16 protein-coding genes are annotated in these 17,465 nt (G+C 67.7%); 7 read left to right on the top strand and 9 right to left on the bottom strand.

Going from position 1 to position 17,465, the window contains the following annotated elements; all coding sequences use genetic code 11:
* Positions 1-17: 17 nt before the first annotated feature.
* The 3 genes from ACWW36_RS21760 to ACWW36_RS21750 are packed head-to-tail and all read left to right on the top strand — an operon-like array spanning position 18 to position 2,541.
* Positions 18-1,067, top strand: coding sequence for an ABC transporter permease (locus tag ACWW36_RS21760; RefSeq protein ID WP_456138039.1), 1,050 nt, complete (start codon positions 18-20; stop codon positions 1,065-1,067).
* A gap of 3 nt (positions 1,068-1,070) precedes the next feature.
* Positions 1,071-2,075: an ABC transporter ATP-binding protein gene (locus ACWW36_RS21755; RefSeq protein ID WP_456138038.1), complete on the top strand. Its 1,005-nt coding sequence runs from the start codon at positions 1,071-1,073 to the stop codon at positions 2,073-2,075.
* 31 nt (positions 2,076-2,106) lie between these two features.
* The gene (locus ACWW36_RS21750) at positions 2,107-2,541 is read left to right on the top strand and encodes an ester cyclase (protein WP_456138037.1); all 435 of its coding nucleotides are present in this window, start codon (positions 2,107-2,109) and stop codon (positions 2,539-2,541) included.
* On the opposite strand, the gene ribD is transcribed toward ACWW36_RS21750, so the two are convergent.
* Genes ribD through ACWW36_RS21710 form a run of 8 tightly spaced genes read right to left on the bottom strand, consistent with a single transcriptional unit; the run spans position 2,522 to position 11,650 of the window.
* Positions 2,522-3,523: a bifunctional diaminohydroxyphosphoribosylaminopyrimidine deaminase/5-amino-6-(5-phosphoribosylamino)uracil reductase RibD gene (ribD, locus tag ACWW36_RS21745; protein WP_456138036.1), complete on the bottom strand. Its 1,002-nt coding sequence runs from the start codon at positions 3,521-3,523 to the stop codon at positions 2,522-2,524. The two genes, ACWW36_RS21750 and ribD, sit on opposite strands and share 20 nt — an antisense overlap.
* The gene (gene rpe / locus ACWW36_RS21740) at positions 3,520-4,197 is read right to left on the bottom strand and encodes a ribulose-phosphate 3-epimerase (RefSeq protein WP_456138035.1); all 678 of its coding nucleotides are present in this window, start codon (positions 4,195-4,197) and stop codon (positions 3,520-3,522) included. The genes ribD and rpe overlap by 4 nt, the downstream gene beginning before the upstream one ends.
* A 4-nt stretch (positions 4,198-4,201) precedes the next feature.
* A complete protein-coding gene (locus ACWW36_RS21735) occupies positions 4,202-5,572 on the bottom strand; it encodes an RsmB/NOP family class I SAM-dependent RNA methyltransferase (protein ID WP_456138034.1) in 1,371 nt (456 codons plus the stop codon).
* Positions 5,569-6,498: a methionyl-tRNA formyltransferase gene (gene fmt / locus ACWW36_RS21730; RefSeq protein ID WP_456138033.1), complete on the bottom strand. Its 930-nt coding sequence runs from the start codon at positions 6,496-6,498 to the stop codon at positions 5,569-5,571. The genes ACWW36_RS21735 and fmt overlap by 4 nt, the downstream gene beginning before the upstream one ends.
* A 22-nt stretch (positions 6,499-6,520) precedes the next feature.
* Positions 6,521-7,057: a LemA family protein gene (locus tag ACWW36_RS21725; RefSeq protein ID WP_456138032.1), complete on the bottom strand. Its 537-nt coding sequence runs from the start codon at positions 7,055-7,057 to the stop codon at positions 6,521-6,523.
* Positions 7,051-8,856 carry a DUF2207 domain-containing protein gene (locus ACWW36_RS21720; protein WP_456138031.1) on the bottom strand — a complete coding sequence of 602 codons (1,806 nt, stop codon included), beginning with the start codon at positions 8,854-8,856 and terminating at the stop codon, positions 7,051-7,053. The genes ACWW36_RS21725 and ACWW36_RS21720 overlap by 7 nt, the downstream gene beginning before the upstream one ends.
* A 37-nt stretch (positions 8,857-8,893) precedes the next feature.
* Positions 8,894-10,894 carry a primosomal protein N' gene (locus ACWW36_RS21715; RefSeq protein ID WP_456138030.1) on the bottom strand — a complete coding sequence of 667 codons (2,001 nt, stop codon included), beginning with the start codon at positions 10,892-10,894 and terminating at the stop codon, positions 8,894-8,896.
* A complete protein-coding gene (locus ACWW36_RS21710) occupies positions 10,895-11,650 on the bottom strand; it encodes a lysoplasmalogenase (RefSeq protein WP_456138029.1) in 756 nt (251 codons plus the stop codon).
* On the opposite strand from ACWW36_RS21710, the gene ACWW36_RS21705 reads away from it, so the two are divergent.
* Complete coding sequence (locus tag ACWW36_RS21705) at positions 11,613-12,554, top strand: alpha/beta hydrolase (protein WP_456138028.1); 942 nt, start codon at positions 11,613-11,615, stop codon at positions 12,552-12,554. The genes ACWW36_RS21710 and ACWW36_RS21705 overlap by 38 nt on opposite strands.
* 4 nt (positions 12,555-12,558) lie before the next feature.
* Positions 12,559-13,524 carry an alpha/beta hydrolase gene (locus ACWW36_RS21700; RefSeq protein ID WP_456138027.1) on the top strand — a complete coding sequence of 322 codons (966 nt, stop codon included), beginning with the start codon at positions 12,559-12,561 and terminating at the stop codon, positions 13,522-13,524.
* Here the strand turns inward: ACWW36_RS21700 and ACWW36_RS21695 are convergent.
* Positions 13,512-14,540, bottom strand: coding sequence for an AraC family transcriptional regulator ligand-binding domain-containing protein (locus tag ACWW36_RS21695; RefSeq protein ID WP_456138026.1), 1,029 nt, complete (start codon positions 14,538-14,540; stop codon positions 13,512-13,514). The two genes, ACWW36_RS21700 and ACWW36_RS21695, sit on opposite strands and share 13 nt — an antisense overlap.
* Before the next feature lie 72 nt (positions 14,541-14,612).
* Here ACWW36_RS21695 and ACWW36_RS21690 point away from each other — a divergent pair, with 72 nt between their 5' ends.
* Positions 14,613-15,995, top strand: a complete 1,383-nt coding sequence (locus tag ACWW36_RS21690; RefSeq protein ID WP_456138025.1) for a cytochrome P450 — start codon at positions 14,613-14,615, stop codon at positions 15,993-15,995.
* Positions 15,982-17,463 (top strand): flavin-containing monooxygenase, encoded by a 1,482-nt coding sequence (locus ACWW36_RS21685; RefSeq protein ID WP_456138024.1) that lies wholly within the window; start codon positions 15,982-15,984, stop codon positions 17,461-17,463. Before ACWW36_RS21690 ends, ACWW36_RS21685 begins: the two co-directional genes overlap by 14 nt.
* Positions 17,464-17,465: the final 2 nt, after the last annotated feature.

Here is a 17,465-nt window from a genome sequence, read left to right as displayed (position 1 = left end):
TCGGTAACGTCGCTCACATGCTGATCGCGGCGCTGCGCGACATGCAGTGGCGGAAACGCCGCTTCGTCATCGCGATCATCAGCACCGCCATCATTTTCGGGATGACGCTCGTCCTCACCGGCCTCGCGAACGGGTTCAGGGTGGAAGCGCGGCGAACCGTCGACTCGCTTGGCGTCGATGCGTTCGTCGTAAAAGCCGGCGCATCGGGCCCATTCGTGGGCGCGACCCCGTTCGCTCCTGTTGACCTCCAACGGATCGCTGCGACACCAGGCGTGACGGCTGCCGCTCCGCTCGTGTACGCCGGTGGCACGGTGACCCTTGGCGATTCGACGCGCAACGCCGACCTGTTCGGGGCGCCGGAACGCGGACCCGGCATGCCGGCTGTGTCGCAGGGCCGGCCACCGTCCACCCCCGACGAGGTCGCGGCCTCCAGCACGCTCGGGCGCGGCTTGGGCGATGAAATCGAAATCGCTTCGCGCAAGCTGCGTATCGTCGGAATCGTGGAGAACTCCACGGCGCTCGCCAATCTGCCGAATGTCTTCCTCACCACCGCAGGCGCACAGCAGCTGGTGTACGGCGGCCAACCGCTGGTCGCATCGATCGGCGTCCGCGGCACCCTGAATCAGCCGCCACCGGGTTATCGGGCCGTGGACCGCGACGGCGCCATCGCCGATCTGCTACGACCGCTGAAGGTTGCGGTGAACTCGATCACGATCGTGGCGATCATGCTGTGGATCGTCGCGGCGTTGATCGTCGGGTCCGTCATTTATCTCTCGGCACTCGAGCGGTTGCGAGACTTCGCTGTTTTCAAGGCAATTGGCGTGCCCACGGGCTCCATCCTCGCCGGGCTGGCCCTACAAGCGATCGTCGTGGCCCTGTGCGCCGCGGCATTAGGGGCGGTGCTGTCGGAGCTGCTCGGACCGCTGTTCCCGATGCAGGTGATCGTTCCCGTACAGGCATTCGTCGCGCTACCCGTGATCGCGGTCGTGATCGGTTTGATCGCCAGCGCCGCGGGATTGCGTCGCGCGGTGTCGGTCGATCCTGCGCTCGCATTCGGAGGTCCGTGACCCGTGGGCGATCTGAGCATCCAAGACCTCACGGTCGAGTACTCCAGCGGAGAGAATACGGTCCGCCCTATCGACCGGTTCAACCTCGACGTGGCCGCCGGATCGCTGGTAATCCTGTTGGGCCCCAGCGGTTGTGGCAAGACGACATTGCTGTCATGCCTTGGCGGGATTCTGCGACCGAGCGCGGGCACCATCAAGTTCGGCAACGTCGACGTCACCTCCCTCGACGCCCGCGAGCTGTCGACGTACCGCCGCGACACGGTTGGCATCGTGTTTCAGGCGTTCAACCTCGTGCCCAGCCTCACCGCGTTGGAGAACGTGATGGTGCCCATGCGCGCGGCCGGCATATCGCGCCGCGCGGCGGTAGGGCGGGCCGAACGGCTGCTCGCACGCGTCGGTCTGCAGGATCGAATGTCCCACCGCCCTGGCGATCTCAGTGGCGGACAGCAACAACGCGTCGCCGTTGCCAGGGCCATCGCGCTCGATCCACCGCTGGTGTTGGCCGACGAGCCGACCGCGCACCTCGACTTCATCCAAGTCGAGGAGGTGTTGCGGCTGATTCGCGAACTCGCCTCCGGTGACCGGATGGTCGTGGTCGCCACCCACGACAGCCGGATTCTTCCGCTGGCCGATCGCGTCGTCGACCTGGTGCCGGACTTCGCGTCGATAGACCGACCACCCGACACGGTGCGGTTGGAGGCGGGCGAGGTGTTGTTCGAGCAGGGCACGATGGGTGATCTGATCTACGTCGTGTCCGACGGCGAGCTCGAGATCGTGCGCGAGTTGCCGGGCGGCGGCGAGGAAGTGCTGAAGGTCGTGACTACCGGCGATTATTTCGGCGAGATCGGGCCGCTGTTCCACCTGCCACGCTCGGCGACGGTGCGGGCGTGCAGCGACGCCTCGGTCGTCGGCTACACCGTCCAGGCTTTTCGTGAGCGGCTCGGCGTAGGCGGTGTGCGCGATCTCATCGAACACCGTCCACTGCCGGCCGAAGAGCCGGCCGACTGAACCGTGCAGACGCCTCGCCCGTCGTGGTGATGTGCATACCCCGACGCAGGCGCTTGTCGCCGAATTGATGGACGCCATGAACCGCCGGCAGCTGGAGAAGATCCGCGACCTGGTCACCGACGATTTCGTCGACCACGGTTCGCCGGTCCCGCTGCCGCCGGGCCCTGACGGCTATATCGCGATTCTGACGTTCGTCACGACGGTCTTGCAGGTCCGCTACGAGGTGCACGACATCGTCGCCGCCGGTGACACCGTCGCGGTCCGCGCGACCGCACATGGTGTGAACACCGTGTCCCCTCAGGGGATTGAGCCGACCGGCAAGCCGTTTGCGATGAAGACGGCGCACTTCTTCCGCTTCCGCGACGGACGCCTGTGCGAGCACTGGGGCATCCGCGACGAACTCGACGTCCTGTATCAGGTCGGCGCGCTGACGCCACCCGAGATCCCTATGCGGGCACCAGGCTGAGCAGCAGGTCGGGGCCGATCGGCTCGATGCCGTCGAACCGCCAGCGCTGCGCATGCGCGATCGACAGCACGCCGACGTCGTCGACCGCGGTGATGGGGCCGCCCAACAGGATTGGGGCGACATATGCCACGATCCGGTCGATCGCCCCGGCGCGAAGGAACGCACCGGCCAGCGTGGGGCCGCCCTCCAGCAGCACGTCGGTACGATCCGAGAGCGCCTTGATCACCTCGTGCGGGTCACGCGTCCGGATCACCATCGTCCGCGAGTCGTCGTTCAAAACCCTTGCTTCCGAAGATATTTCCCGCTCGCCCACCACCACCCGCAGTGGCTGGCGCTCCGCCAGGCTGCCGTCGGGCAGGCGGGCGGTCAGCGCGGGATCATCGAAGAACACGGTGCCAGTGCCCACCACGATGGCGTCGGCGACAGCGCGGCGGCGGTGCACATCCACCCGCGCCGCGTCACTGGTGATCCATTGGCTGGTGCCGTCGGCGGCGGCGCTACGGCCGTCGACGCTGGTGGCGAATTTCCATGTGACGTGCGGCATCCCGGTGCGTTGCTTGTGCAGCCACTCGCGCAGCGGTCCCCCGGCGACCTTGTCGGACAGCACACCAGCGACCACTTTGATGCCGGACTCGGCCAGTCGCGACGCGCCGCCCGCCGCGACCGGATTCGGATCGACTACTCCATATGCGACGGTCGAAACACCTGATGCGACAAGGGCATCCACGCACGGCGGAGTTCTGCCGTGGTGGTTGCAGGGTTCCAGTGTCACGACCGCCGTACCACCGGCGGCCCGTTCACCGGCGCGCCGCAGTGCCACCACCTCGGCGTGCGGTCCGCCGGGCGGCTCGGTGGCACCCACGCCGGCGACCTCGCCTTCGCGGTCCAGAATCACCGCGCCGACAGGCGGATTCGGATAGGTGCGGCCCTTGACCCGGTCGGCTTGCTCGACGGCAAGCGCCATGGCGGCCTCGAGGTTCATAGCGTCAGATGCTTGGATGCGGTCGCGGCCTGGCGGCGCAGCGATTCCACCGCTTTCGCGGGATCCTCGGCGCTGTACACAGCGGAGCCGGCGACGAAGCAGTCCACGCCCGCCTCGGCGGCCGCTTCGATGGTGTCCTCGTTGATACCGCCGTCGATTTCGACGACGATGGTCAGCTCGCCCGCGTCGATCAGCCGCCTCGCGGTCCCGACCTTCGGTAGCACTTCCGGGATGAACTTCTGCCCACCGAAACCGGGCTCGACCGACATGATCAGCAGTGTGTCGAACTCCCTCAGGATGTCCAGGTAAGGCTCGATTGGTGTGCCCGGCTTCACCGAAAGTCCGGCCTTCGCGCCTGCCGCGCGGATGTCGCGGGCGACGCCGACGGGATTGTCGGTCGCCTCGGCATGAAACGTGACGTTGTACGCGCCGGCCTCGGCGTATGGCGGCGCCCAGCGATCCGGGTCGTCGATCATCAGGTGACAGTCCATCGGGATGTCCGTGTAGCGCAGAAGTGATTCGACGACCGGCAGACCGATGGTCAGGTTGGGCACGAAATGGTTGTCCATCACGTCGACGTGGAGCCAATCGGCGCCGTTCACCGCGGCGGCTTCGTCGGCCAGCCGGGAGAAGTCGGCGGCCAGTATCGATGGCGCAATGAGGGGTACTGCCATGCGGTCACCCTACTTTGAGGGCGGCTGCGAACATGGCATCGGTGCCGTGCCGGTGTGGCCAGAGCTGCACGTACGGACCGTCACCCAGATCGTCGACGGGCTCGAACAGCGGCCGGGTGTCCAGCGCGGTCACGTGATGCCTTCGCAACGCGTCGGCGACGATGCCTACCGTCTCGGCCAGATGCGGCGAACACGTCGCGTACAGCACCACGCCGCCGGGACGGGTCAGCCGGATCGCCGAGGCCAGCAGCTCACGCTGCAGCTTCGCCAGCGCAGGGACGTCGCCGGGCTGGCGCCGCCATCGAGCCTCGGGTCTGCGGCGCAGCGCCCCCAGGCCTGTGCACGGGGCATCGACCAGCACCCGGTCGAAGCCCGGCTCCAGACCCGGTTCGCGACCGTCGACGCGCAGCACCTCGACCGGAAGTCCGCGCGTGTTCTGCTCGACAAGGTCGGCGCGCCGCGCGGCGGGTTCGATCGCGGTGACACGCGCGCTGTCACCCAGTGCGGCAAGCAATGCGGTCTTGCCGCCGGGCCCTGCGCAGAGGTCGAGCCAGCGGCCGGCGTCGGGCCCGTCGAGATCGGCCAGCGTCAGCGCCCGCGCCACCAACTGGCTGCCCTCGTCCTGCACCAGCGCGGCGCCGTCGCGGACGGGTTCGAGGCGGCCGGGATCGCCGCCCGCCAGGTACACGGCGTACGGCGAATAGCGCCCCACGGTTCCGTCGACCTGTGCCGCCAGATCCTCGGCTGTCAGCACGCCGGGCCGGGCGGCCAGGTGAACCAACGGACGCTCGTCGTCGCTGGCAAGCAGCGCATCCAGCTGCCCGGCAGAGGCGCCGAGCGCGTCTGCGAACGACTGCGCGATCCAGCGCGGATGAGCATGCACGAACGCGGTGTGCCCCAGCGGGTCCTCCTCGGCGGCGGGCGCGAGCTCGTCGACCCAGGACTGCTCGTCGCGCCCAGCGATCTTCCGCAGCACACCGTTGACGAAACCCGCACGCGGCGAATCGAATTCGATTCCTGCCTGTTCGACCGTGGTGGACACGGCGGCATGCTGTTCGACTCTGGTGCGCAACAGCTGATAGGTGCCCAGCCTCAGCAGGTCCAGGAGCACGGGATCGATCTTTTCGGGAGAACGACCCGCGGCCGCTCCGATGACGGCGTCGAGCAATCCGCGGGTGCGACAGGTGCCGTAGGCGAGTTCGGTCGCGAACGCGGCGTCGCGGCCGCTGATTCCGCGGTCCCGCAAGATCGGCGGCAGCGCCAGGTTGGCGTACGCGTCGCGCTCCGACACCGCCCGCAGCACATCGAATGCGGCGCGCCGGGCGGGGTCGAGCGGTTTGCGGCGCTGCGGGCGTTTGTTGTGCGGCCTTGTCATTGCGCCTGTGCGTCCGGTGCGAGGCGGGCGCCGCGGGCCCAATCGGCGGCGTTCATCAGCTTCTTGCCCGGCGGCTGGATCTGCCCGAGCAGCACCGGTTGCGAGCCGGTGCCGATGCGCACACCATCGCGGCTGACCCGAATGACGCCTGGGGCCAGATCATTTGGCTCCTCGTCGACGGTGACGGGCGCCAGTTTCACACGCAGATCGCCGATCGTCGTCCAGGCGCCGGGGCTGGGCGTGACGGCGCGAATGCGCCGTTCGACCACATGCGCCGGCAGCTCCCATCTCACCCGCGCCTCCTCGACGGTGACCTTGGGCGCGATGCTGACACCGTCGGCGGGCTGAGGCACCGCGGTGAGCGACCCGTCGGCAACACCGTCCAGCGTGGTCTCCAGCAACGCCGCACCCGAAACCGACAACCGCTCGAGCAGATCCCCCGCTGTGTCGGTCTGGCGGATGGTCTCGGTCACTACGCCGTAGACGGGCCCGGAGTCCAGGGCCGGTTCGATCTGGAAAGTGGTCGCACCCGTGACGGCGTCGCCGGCGGCGATGGCTGCCTGCACGGGTGCCGCCCCACGCCAGGCCGGCAACAGCGAGAAATGCAAGTTGATCCAGCCGTGCTTCGGGACCGCAAGCAGCCGTTCGGACAGCAGAGCGCCGTACGCGACCACCGCACAGCACTGCGGGGCGAACTCCGTTAGTTCGGCGACGAACTCGTCGGAATTGGGCCGCGACGGGCGCACCACCGGAATGCCGTGCTCGAGCGCCAACCGGGCCACCGGGGAGGGCGACGGCTTGCCATGCCGACCCTTGGCGGCGTCGGGACGGGTCAGCACCGCGACGACGTCGTGGCGCGGCGATTCGATGAGCCTGCGCAGCGACGGCAGCGCAGGTTCCGGGGTGCCGGCGAAGACGAGACGCACCGCGCCAGTGTAGAGAGCCTGTTCAGCGCGGGGTCTGGTAGTACTCGCGCTCCGACACCCCGGTCAGCGGCGCGACGAGCATCCACGGGATCGTGGCGATGAGCCGGTTGAGCGTCGCGACGGCGTCGTTGTAGTACTGGCGCGCGAACGCGAGCTTGTTCTCGGTGTCCGCGAGGTTGTCCTGCAGATTCAGGAAGTTGTTCGACGAATTCAGCTGCGGGTAGCTCTGACCGAGCGCCAACAACGGTGCGAGCGCGCTGTCGAGGTCTTTTTCCGCGGCACTGCGCTGCGCGACCGATTTCCCGGTGGTCGCCGACGTGAGTGCGGCGCGGGCGTTCGTGACGTGGTCGAGGATGCCCTTCTCGTGGGCGGCGAAGGTCTGCACGGTCTGCACCAGACTGGGGATCAGCGATGCGCGCCGAGTCAGCTCGACGTCGATGCCCGACAGCGCCTCGGCGACGCGGACGTCGGCGGAACGGATCTTGTTGTAGCCCATCACGAACCCGATCAGCACCAGCACCGCAAGCACCAGCACCACGATCAGCAGGAATCTCACCATGATCCACCTCCTCCTCCACCGCCGCCGCCTCCGCCACCGCCGCTGAAGCCACCACCGCCACCGCCGGACGATGACGACGACTGCGACGCGGTGTAAGCACCGATCGACGACGACAGCGCCGACTCGAAGCTGTCAAAACTGGGTCCGCCCGAGCCGCCGGCAAAGCCCCAACCGGTGGTTGTCGACGAGTGATACCAATCCGGTTGCGGCGCAGGCTGACCCATCGACGTCTCGTACTTCTTGGCCCACAGCGCCGCGACCCCCGCGGCCACCGCGAACGGGACGTAGGCGCTGTAGAGGTCTTTGCGGGCGCCGAAATCGAAACGGGTCTCCGCGGAGTCAGTGGCCAGCATGCGATGGAATCCGCCTGCCTGCGACCACAATTGGCGACCGGTCTCCGTGCGCCGCGTGCCGACGCCATCCGCCCACGACCGCACGGAGAACAGGAAGAACGCCGCGAACGGCAGCGCCCACATGGTGGTCGGGAAACCCCAGCGGAAAAACGCGCACACCATCACGATGAACGCAAGCGCATTCGCGGTGCGGACCCACAGCTCCTTCTTCCGGTTGACGATCAGGCCGTCGTCGAAAGCCCACTTCTTGACCGCCGCGGCCATATCCGTCTTGGCCTTGTTGAGCTTCTGGCCAGACGACACCGTGTGCTTGGCCTCGAACTCGGTGCCCCGCCCCATCACCTTCAGCGCGGATCCGACGGCGACGCTGACGGGATCGACATCGGCCCATGCACCACGCTCGGCGATGCCGCTGATGTTCCATTGCTTGTCAGTGGCTTGTCTCAGCTCGACCAACCGCCGCTCAGCGAGATAGAACAGCGTGGCCGTCAGCCCGTTCTTCGGCACGCTCTCGGTCCGGATGTATTCGGTCTGCACGGGTCCCAGCCCCGGCGGTGGGGCGTACTGCAACGGGAACCCGGGCGGTGGCTCGACCGTGGTGCGGTACCACAGGAACGCGCCGAGCCCGAACAGCACCGTGAGCCCCGCGACCCATGCCACACCGGTCAACGACTGTCCGAGAATGCGGTCCCAGGTGTACGGCCACGGCAGGGTGATCCGCGCCGGCGTCGGAACGTCCACCCCCGCGCGCACCGTCACCGGCGTGCGTGGCGGCAGGTTCGTCGCGGACAGCTCGACCTTGTTTCCCGTCGTTGTCAGATCGCGGCAGGCACGCCCAACGCCGTAGCCGACCGAGCACTGTGCACCAGACACGTTGCCGGGCAGCGTGATCGAGATGTTGGCCTGGTCGATTCTGTTGTTCCACGACGGCGCGATGACGTTCCAGAAGAACGTGGACGTCGAGTTCGGGTCGCCGGTCCGTTGGGCGAACACCTTGTCGGCGCCGGTGCTGCCGGGGTCGAGGACACCGGGGATCGTGTAGCGGATCTCGAAGACATGGGTGCCCCAGTTCAGCGTGCGGCCGGCTTCGCCGATCTTGGCGACCCTGAACCGCTCGCCGCCCTCCCACAGCATCTGATACGAGACCGGCTCGCCGTCGAGCAGGATCGACGTGATCTCGGGTTTTTGCCGGACACGCGGACTGTTGGGGTTGGCGACGTCCCAGTAGCGGAAGAGGCCGTGGCGGCCGCCCGGGAATTCTGCGGTGATGGTCTCGACCGCGTCGAGCGTGCCGTCGCCGTTGACGACGAAGTCGGCCTTGTAATTGCTGAACGCCACCGGGTCGTCGACGTCTGAGGCTGTGGAGCCGCCGTTGAAAACCAGCGGCCACAGCACGCCAAAGGCGATGAGCGCCAATGGGATCAGCCATTTCAGGACCCGCCGCATGCCCACCTCCTTCACCGCACGTCGCGCAACGTCTGCATTACCCTATGTGCAACGGGTCGATTTGCACACGAGTCGGCTCCTGCTCGTGGCGCGCACTGAGCACAGCGGTCGCCCGCCGCAGCGCCGCGGCGAGTGCGAGCCCGCCATCGCGTGGCACCCGCACCAGCATCCGACTCACCGTTCCTTCCGCCGAGACGCCGGGCGGCCTGCGCGCACCCGTTGGCAGGTCGACGGGGCCCAGCAGCTGTGCCGCGTCGGGCAGTTCGGCCGTGCCGAGCAGGGCGCTCACCGCGGCCGGCGCGCCGTCGACGGCCGCGATGTGGACGGCAGGCGGTAAGCCGACCTCGGCCCTGGAATCGAGTTCGGCTTCTGCATGGCCGACCGGGTCCCAGCGGATCAACGATTGCACCGTCGGAATCGTGGACTCGGCGACCACCGCGACCGTGCCGCCGTCGCCGCGGTTGCGGACGAGAGCGGTTGCGGCCATCCACCGCCGCAGCGTGTCCTCGGCAGCACGAAGGTCCTGCCGTCCGAGCAGCGCCCACGCGTCGAGCAGCAGCGCAGCGCCGTAGCCGCCTGCCGCGACGGGTTCGGCTCCCGGGGTAGCGACGACGAGGGCCGGTTCCTCGGGCGCGACGTCCACCATCGCATCGCCACCAGAGGTGATCACGGTGACGCCGGGAAACGACCGGCCCAATTCTTCTGCGGTGCGGCGGGCGCCGATGACCACGGCGCGCACCGCATCGGAACCGCAACGCGCACAACGTAATGCGGGGTCTTCGCGGCCACACCACCGGCACACCGCCCAACCCGCATCCTGGCCAGGGAGCGACAGCGGACCGGTGCAGTGGCGGCACCGCGCGACCGTCCGGCAACGGGCACACGCCAACGCGGGCACGTAGCCGCGCCGCGGCACTTGGACGAGGACGGGCAGACCGGCCTCCAGCGCGGTCCTCGCGGTCCGCAGCGCGACAGAAGGCAACCGTGCCGTGCGGGCCGCGGGGTCGCGTTCCTGCTCGTGACCGCTGTCGTCGAGGGCGATGACGCGTGGCGACGCAGCACGCACGACAGGCCGCGGCGCGACCAGGTCGTGGGCCCAGCGGGTGCGCACGAGCGCCTGCGCCTCAGCCGTGCGGGCATAGCCCCCGACCAACGCCGCGCAGCGCAGTTGGTGGGCCCGCAGCATCGCCACTTCACGGGCGTGGGGGTAGGGCGCGCGGGGTTCGGCAAGCGTGTCGTCACCGTCGTCCCACACGATCACCAGCCCGAGGTCCGCGACGGGTGCGAATACGGCGCTGCGCGTCCCGATGATCAGCCTGGCGCCGCCACGCAGCACGGACAGCCAGCGGCGGTAGCGCTCCGCAGGCCCGAGCCCGGCGGACAACGCAACCACGCGTGAGTCGTCGACATGCTCGGCGGCGGTGGCGTACAGCGCATCCACGTCGCGTTGGTCCGGCACGATGACGAGCGCTCCTCGTCCCGAGTTCACCGTGACCGCGGCGGCCTCGGCGAGCCGGTCGGTCCATCGCTCCCCCGGCAACGCCTGCCACACGGCGCGGGCTGCGCGGCCGTCGGTCAGCGCGGCAAGGAACTGCTCACCCTGCCCGTATCGGCTCCATGCCGATGTGTCGACTGGCTTGGCGACGAGCGGCGCCAACTCCGCGACCGCTTGCTTTTCGACGTTGGCGTGCCGCGGGGGCACCGCCAGCCGCAACACGTCCGCGCGAGTCCCCGCATAACGCGCCGCCACCGCATCGGCGAGCCTGCGCACTTCCGGCGTCAGTACCGCCTCGGCGGACACGACTCGGTCAAGCCAGCCGAGCTTGCCGACATGGTCTGTGTCCGAACGCCTTTCGAGCACGAACGCGTCGACCAGCCTGCCGTGGAACCGGACCCGTACCCGCACGCCGGGCTGCGCATCGTCGGACTGGTCGGCCGAGACGAGATAGTCGAATTCGCGGTCCAGATGTGGCACCGACAGCATCGGCAGAACACGCGCGATGGGCTCGTGCTCAGCCTGCTGGCGGGTGGTCGTCACTTACGAAGCTGTAGCAGAGGACACAGACGCGCGGCCGAAGAAGAATCCCGCGGTGATCAACAGCAGCGATGTCGCGTACGCCCACCAGATCGGCACGGCCAGCTCCTCGGACTGCAGCACGAATTTGCCGATGCCGATCATCCCGTCCGACACCGCGAAACACACCGCACCCAGCGCCGTCCACGGTGTCGGCAGCCGGGCCAGCAGCGCCGCGCACACCATCGCGCCGAGCACCGCGATGTAGACACTGACCGGCACCGCCATGCCCTCAGCGATCAACCGGGGCCAGAACCACACCAGAAGTGCCAGACATGCAGCGACCGTCACCCCCGCGGCCGCCAGCCGCGGCGCGGAGCGCTTCATCAGCGGTATCAGCGCGGCCAGGAAGCACAGATGGGCGATCAGGAACGCCGCCAGGCCCAGCACGAAGGACGGTTTCCACCACGGCATTGCCAGCAGAAAGTCGCCGGCCGCGGAGAACAGAAGTGCGCCGATCAGCCAGCGGCGCTCCCTCGCGATCGGATGGGTCAGCGCGGCCGCGGCCAGCAACACCGCCGCCATCGCCTTGACCGCCGGCTGCAGCCAGAACTGGCCGGTGAGCTCGGCGCCTGACGGCAGCCGCAGCGCCGTGACCACGAGGAACAGCCCGTAACCGGCTCCGGTGAGCGCGGCCGCCACCCACAATCCCGTGGTGCGGCGATCTGCGTACGGTGTCCCCATGTCCGTTGCTGACGAGAAGCCCGCGGTCGACGCCATCCTGCAGAAGGTACTTGAGGCGGTTCCGTTTGCGTTGACAACCGAGGGAGGTGTCGAGGCGTCGCGGCAGCGCTTCCGCGAACTGCCGCGGCGCGACGTCTATCCGGACGTGCGCACCGAGGACCGCACTATCGAGGGTCCGGCCGGGCCGATCCCGATCCGGCTGTACTGGCCGCAAGCACGCCGTGAGCGGCCACCCGTCGTGGTGTATCTGCACGGAGGAGGATGGTGCGTCGGCGATCTCGACAGCTACGACGGGGTGGCCCGCGGCCATGCCGTCGGCGGCGGCGCCGTGGTGGTGTCGGTGGATTACCGGCTGGCGCCCGAACACCCGTACCCCGCCGCGGTCGAAGATGCTTGGGCCGCAACACAATGGGTGGCTGACCACGCCGCGGAGCTGGGCGCCGACGGCGACCGGTTGGCCGTCGCGGGAGACTCGGCGGGCGGAAATCTCGCTGCCGTGATGTCGCAGCTGGCGCGGGATGCAGGCGGTCCGCGTATCGCTTTCCAATTGTTGTGGTATCCGGCGACCACGTGGGACACGTCGCTTCCGTCGTTCACCGAGAACGCCCACGCGCCAATACTCGGCGGCACGGCCGTCAGAGGGTTCTCCCGTTGGTATGTCGGCGATATGGACCTGTCTGACATGCCGGCCACCCTTGCGCCGGCACGGGCCAAGGACCTCGCAGGCCTGCCGCCGGCCTATATCGCCGTCGCGGGCCACGACCCGCTGCGCGATGACGGCGCCCGCTATGCGGAGTTGCTGACCGCAGCAGGTGTTCCCGTCGAACTGCACAATGCCAAGACGCTCATTCACGGGTATCTGGGCTATGCGGGCGTGGTGCCTGCCGCGACCGAAGCGATGGAACGCGGCCTGTCGGCATTGCGTGCCGCGCTAACGTAAGGCAATGACTGACCCGACATCGCGGCCGGGCATCGATCCGACGATGCAGGCGCTCCTGGACGTGCTCCCGTTCAAGTTCTCTGTGGAGGACGGTGTCGAGGTGGCCCGCGAGCAGATGCGGCAACTGAAAGCGGACCCCGAGCACCTGCCGGAAATGCGGATCGAGGAACGCACGATCGGCTATGGCGACATCACCGATATTCCCGTGCGGATCTACTGGCCGCCGGTTGCGCAGCACGACAACCTGCCCGTGGTCGTCTTCTACCACGGCGGCGGCTGGTCGATCGGTGACCTGGACACCCACGACGCGGTGGCCCGCGACCACGCGGTCGGAGCCGAGGCCATCGTGGTGTCGGTGGACTACCGGCTTGCGCCGGAACACCCATGGCCGGCCGGCATCGACGACGCATGGGCGGCGCTGCGCTGGGTCGGGGAGCACGCCGCCGAATTGGGCGGCGATCCGGCCCGTATCGCAGTGGCCGGCGATTCGGCGGGCGGCAACATCGCAGCGGTGATGGCGCAGTTCGCCCGTGATCAGGGCGGACCGCCGCTGGTCTTTCAGCTGCTGTGGTACCCGCCGACAACGGGCGACACCACGCTCCCGTCGTTCACCGAGAACGCCGACGGCCCGATCCTGGACCGCGACGTGGTGGCGGCGTTCATGCATTGGTACCTGCCCGACATGGATCTGAGCGAGCCCGCGAAACTTCCGCCCACACTTGCTCCGGCCAACACCGCCGATCTTTCTGATCTACCGCCCGCATTCATCGGCACCGCCGAGTACGACCCGCTGCGTGACGACGGCGCCCGTTACGCCGAATTACTCAGGGCAGCAGGCGTTCCCGTTGAACTGCACAATGAACCGACGCTGGTGCACGGCTACGTCAGCTTCGCGTTGGTGGTACCCGCCGCGATCGAGGCCACCAACCGCGGGCTTGCGGCACTGAAGGCCGCGCTTCACCGCGGGTAGGCGCTGGGCGGCACACCGTGCCATCGCTTGAACGCGTGACAGAACGTCGACGTGTCGGTGTAGCCCAACCGCTTTGACACTTCTTCGACGGTGAGGCCGACGTTGCACAGCAGGTCGACGGCCAACGTCGAGCGAGCCTCGTTGAGCAGCGCGCGAAACGACGTGCCCTCGTCGGCGAGCTGGCGCCGCAGCGTGCGCGGATGCACGTCGAGTTCGGCGGCGACCTCGGGCAGCGCCGGAAAGCGGCCGGATTCGCGAAAAAGCTTGGAGCGCACCACCGCAGTGATACCGCGGCGTTGTTCGGACCGCTGCATCAGCAGGTCGCACTGAGCGACGCACATCTGCAAGGTGTGGCTATCCGCTTGGGGCAGCGGCTCGTCGAACATCGCGCTCGGGAAGTGCAGGCGGTGGTGCGCGCGACCGAACTCTACGTTCACGACCGGCAGAAGTTGAAGCAGCGGCGCGAGGGTCTGCTCGTCAAGGGTCGTCTCGACGTTCACCTGATCGGCGTAACCCGCAACGACCGAAAGCGCGAAATCGCTGATTGTTATGACGATCCCGGCGACATCACGCTCGAGGAAGAACCTGCGGACATCGGCAGGCAGATGGTCGACGTGGAACTCCAACAGGCAGCTGTCGGGACCCTCGAACAGCTTGACGTCGATGTTGAGCATCGTCAGCGAGAAGTAGCGCATCGAGATGTCGAAGAGTTCTCGGAACGTGGCGCACGACATCGCCGCGAACCCGAACAGGCCGAGATGGGTCAGCCGGAATCTGCTACCGACGTCGATGCCCAGCCCCGTGGTGTCCGGCACCGCGGCCAGCACCCTGCGCACGGCGACGATCTCATCTGCCGCCGCCACCACAGCCTCGGGATCGTTGAGGTCGCCTGGCTCGATCCCGGTGCCCGCGAGAATCTCGGGCGTCGCGATGCCGCGCTCGCTGGCGACCTCGCACAAGACCCGTGTCGTGTAGACCGGGCGCCGGAGGTCGGGCGACCACATCGTCGTTGCCATCTGTCCTAAACTCCCAACTCTGCGTCCGATAGTCCCATTCCGAATCCGTGCTGTCACTCTTACCGTGGATTCATGGCGGCTCCGGCGCAGCGGTTGAGCACGTGGACGATGTCACGCGATGCGATCACCATCGGTTTCGACGCCACCGGCGGCTTCCTCGCGCACGTACGCGGCCACGACATCAGCCGATTCCGTTGCGCGGGAAGACGGTTCGTCGCGTTGACGCATCCCGATTACGTCGACCACGTGCTGCACCGGGCCCGGCTCAAATACGTCAAGTCCAACGAATACGAGCCCATCCGGGCCGCCGCCGGCCTCAACCTCTTGACCGACGAGGGCGACTCGTGGGCGGACCATCGCACCACACTCAATCCGACGTTCGCGCGCCGCCACCTCAACGAGATCGTCGACCTGATGATCGACCCGATCGAACGCGTCACCGACGACGTCGGGCTACAGACGCGGTTCGACATGCACGCGCTGATGGTCGAGGCCACGCTGCGGGTGGTGGCGAACGCGCTGTTCAGCCAGGACTTCGGCCCGCTGGTGCACAGCATGAAGGACCTGACCACCCGCGGCCTGCGGCGCACGGAGCGGCTGGGCCGGATCGGCCTGTGGGGCCTGATGCCGCGGCCCGTCTACAGCGCGCTCAGTTGGTGCACGTTCTCGGGTGTGCCGCTGCCACCGCCGCTGCGGGAAGGGCAGAAGATCGCACTGGCACTGGACGCGGCGGTCAACGGGGTGCTCGAGGAACGGATCGCCCACCCCACCGACTCCCCCGATCTGCTCAACGTCTTGTTCAATGCCGGCAACGGGACGTGGCCGCGGCAGCGGATCCGCGACGAGGCGCTGACCTTCATGCTCGCCGGGCACGAAACCACCGCCAACGCGATGACATGGTTCTGGTACCTGATGTCGGTCAATGCCGATGCTCGCGACAGGATGCTCGCCGAGATCGACGACGCGCTCGGCGGGCGCCGCCCGACCGCGGCGGACTTGAGCCGCCTGCCGTGGACGACCGCGTGTCTGCAGGAATCACAACGCTATTTCTCCGCGGTCTGGATGATGGCGCGGGAGGCGGTCGAGGACGACGTCATCGACGGGCACCACATTCGCCGCGGCACAACCGTGCTCATCCCGATCCACCACATCCACCACGACGAACGGTGGTGGCCGGACCCGGAGACATTCGACCCGACGCGGTTCATCGGGGATGCCGTCAAGGATCGGCCGCGGTCGGCATATCTGCCGTTCGGTGGCGGCAGGCGGATCTGCATCGGGCAGAGCTTCGCGCTGATGGAGATGGTGCTGATGGCGGCGATCATGAGCCAGCGGTTCACATTCGACGTATGCCCCGACGTTCCGGTAGAACTCGAAGCGACGCTGACGTTGCGGCCCAAACATGGTCTGGACGTCATCGCCCACCGACGGGAGAGGCCCTATGAGAGTGCCTGACTACGAGACTGTCATCGTCGGCGCCGGCTTTTCCGGCATCGGCACCGCGATCAAGCTCGACAGAGCCGGCTTGAGCGACTACCTGATAGTCGAGGCCGGCGACGGTCCAGGCGGCACGTGGTACTGGAACACGTATCCCGGTATCGCCGTTGACATTCCGTCGTTCTCCTACCAGTTCTCCTTCGAGAAGAGCCTCAACTGGTCGAGGACGTACGCGCCAGGCCACGAGCTGAGGGCCTATGCCGAACACTGCGTCGACAAGTACGGTCTGCGCCGCAAGATCCGGTTCGGCACCAAGGTGCTCGGCGCCGAGTTCGACGACCAGGCCGGACTGTGGCACATCCGCACCGATCCCGGTGAAGAGGTCACGGCACGGTTCCTCGTCAACGCCAGCGGCGTGCTGATCACGCCGAAGCTGCCCGACATCGACGGCGTCGACTCGTTCGGCGGCGTGACGATGCACACCGCGCGGTGGGATCACGACCAGGATCTGACCGGTAAGCGCGTCGCGATCATCGGAACCGGCGCCTCGGCCGTCCAGGTGATTCCCGAGATCGCGCCGATTGTCCAGCAGCTCACCGTTTTTCAGCGCACGCCGATCTGGTGCTTCCCGAAGTTCGACGTGCCGTTGTCGCACTGGACACAGCGCATGATGCGGCTTCCCGGCGGGAAAAACGTGCAGCGACTGCTCAGCCAGGCCTACGTCGAGCTCACCTTCGCGCTGCCGGCGCAGTACTTCACGGTCAACCCGATGGCCAAGAACATGTCGAAGGTCGGTGAGGCGTATCTGCGCAAGCAGGTCGACGACCCCGAGGTGCGCGACAAGCTCACGCCGCGCTACGCCGTCGGCTGCAAACGACCCGGTTTTCACAACACGTATCTGTCCACGTTCAACCGTGACAACGTCCGGCTGGTCACCGAGCCGATCGACAAGATCACCGGCTCCGGCGTCGCGACAGACGACGGCGAGATCCACGATGTCGACGTGTTGATCCTCGCGACGGGATTCAAGGTGCTCGACCCCGACAGCGTGCTGACCTATTCGGTCAGCGGGTCCGGCGGCAGGTCGTTGACACAGTTCTGGGACGAGCATCGGCTGCAGGCCTACGAGGGCGTCAGCATCCCGGGCTTCCCGAATTTCTTCAGCGTGTTCGGGCCGTACGGCTACGTGGGATCGTCGTACTTCGCGCTGATCGAGGCGCAGACCCACCACATCGTGCGCTGCCTGAAGCGCGCCCACCGCCGCAATGCCAGCCGCGTCGAGGTGACGCAGGAAGCCAACGACCGCTACTTCGCCGAGATGATGCGCAAGCGGCACCGCCAGATTTTCTGGCAGGACAGCTGCAAGCTGGCCAACAGCTACTACTTCGACAAGAACGGCGATGTGCCACTGCGGCCGGCCAGCACGATCGAGGCGTACTGGCGTAGCCGCCGCTTCCCGCTCGACGACTACGCGTTCAGCTCCTAGCG

The organism is Mycobacterium sp. MMS18-G62, from assembly GCF_053877835.1.
The sequence above is the reverse complement of the archived record's forward strand: the minus strand, read 5'-3'. Positions and strand labels throughout refer to the sequence as shown.

Bases quoted from the DNA above. Each gene is read 5' to 3' on its own strand.
- ACWW36_RS21710 (WP_456138029.1), bottom strand. From the start codon at position 11,650: ATGGCGTCGACCGCGGGCTTCTCGTCAGCAACGGACATGGGGACACCG.
- ACWW36_RS21725 (WP_456138032.1), bottom strand. From the start codon at position 7,057: ATGGTGAGATTCCTGCTGATCGTGGTGCTGGTGCTTGCGGTGCTGGTG.
- ACWW36_RS21705 (WP_456138028.1), top strand. From the start codon at position 11,613: ATGTCCGTTGCTGACGAGAAGCCCGCGGTCGACGCCATCCTGCAGAAG.
- ACWW36_RS21735 (WP_456138034.1), bottom strand. From the start codon at position 5,572: ATGACAAGGCCGCACAACAAACGCCCGCAGCGCCGCAAACCGCTCGAC.
- rpe (WP_456138035.1), bottom strand. From the start codon at position 4,197: ATGGCAGTACCCCTCATTGCGCCATCGATACTGGCCGCCGACTTCTCC.
- ACWW36_RS21695 (WP_456138026.1), bottom strand. From the start codon at position 14,540: ATGGCAACGACGATGTGGTCGCCCGACCTCCGGCGCCCGGTCTACACG.
- ACWW36_RS21690 (WP_456138025.1), top strand. From the start codon at position 14,613: ATGGCGGCTCCGGCGCAGCGGTTGAGCACGTGGACGATGTCACGCGAT.
- ACWW36_RS21760 (WP_456138039.1), top strand. From the start codon at position 18: ATGCTGATCGCGGCGCTGCGCGACATGCAGTGGCGGAAACGCCGCTTC.
- ACWW36_RS21720 (WP_456138031.1), bottom strand. From the start codon at position 8,856: ATGCGGCGGGTCCTGAAATGGCTGATCCCATTGGCGCTCATCGCCTTT.
- ACWW36_RS21700 (WP_456138027.1), top strand. From the start codon at position 12,559: ATGACTGACCCGACATCGCGGCCGGGCATCGATCCGACGATGCAGGCG.
- ACWW36_RS21685 (WP_456138024.1), top strand. From the start codon at position 15,982: ATGAGAGTGCCTGACTACGAGACTGTCATCGTCGGCGCCGGCTTTTCC.
- ribD (WP_456138036.1), bottom strand. From the start codon at position 3,523: ATGAACCTCGAGGCCGCCATGGCGCTTGCCGTCGAGCAAGCCGACCGG.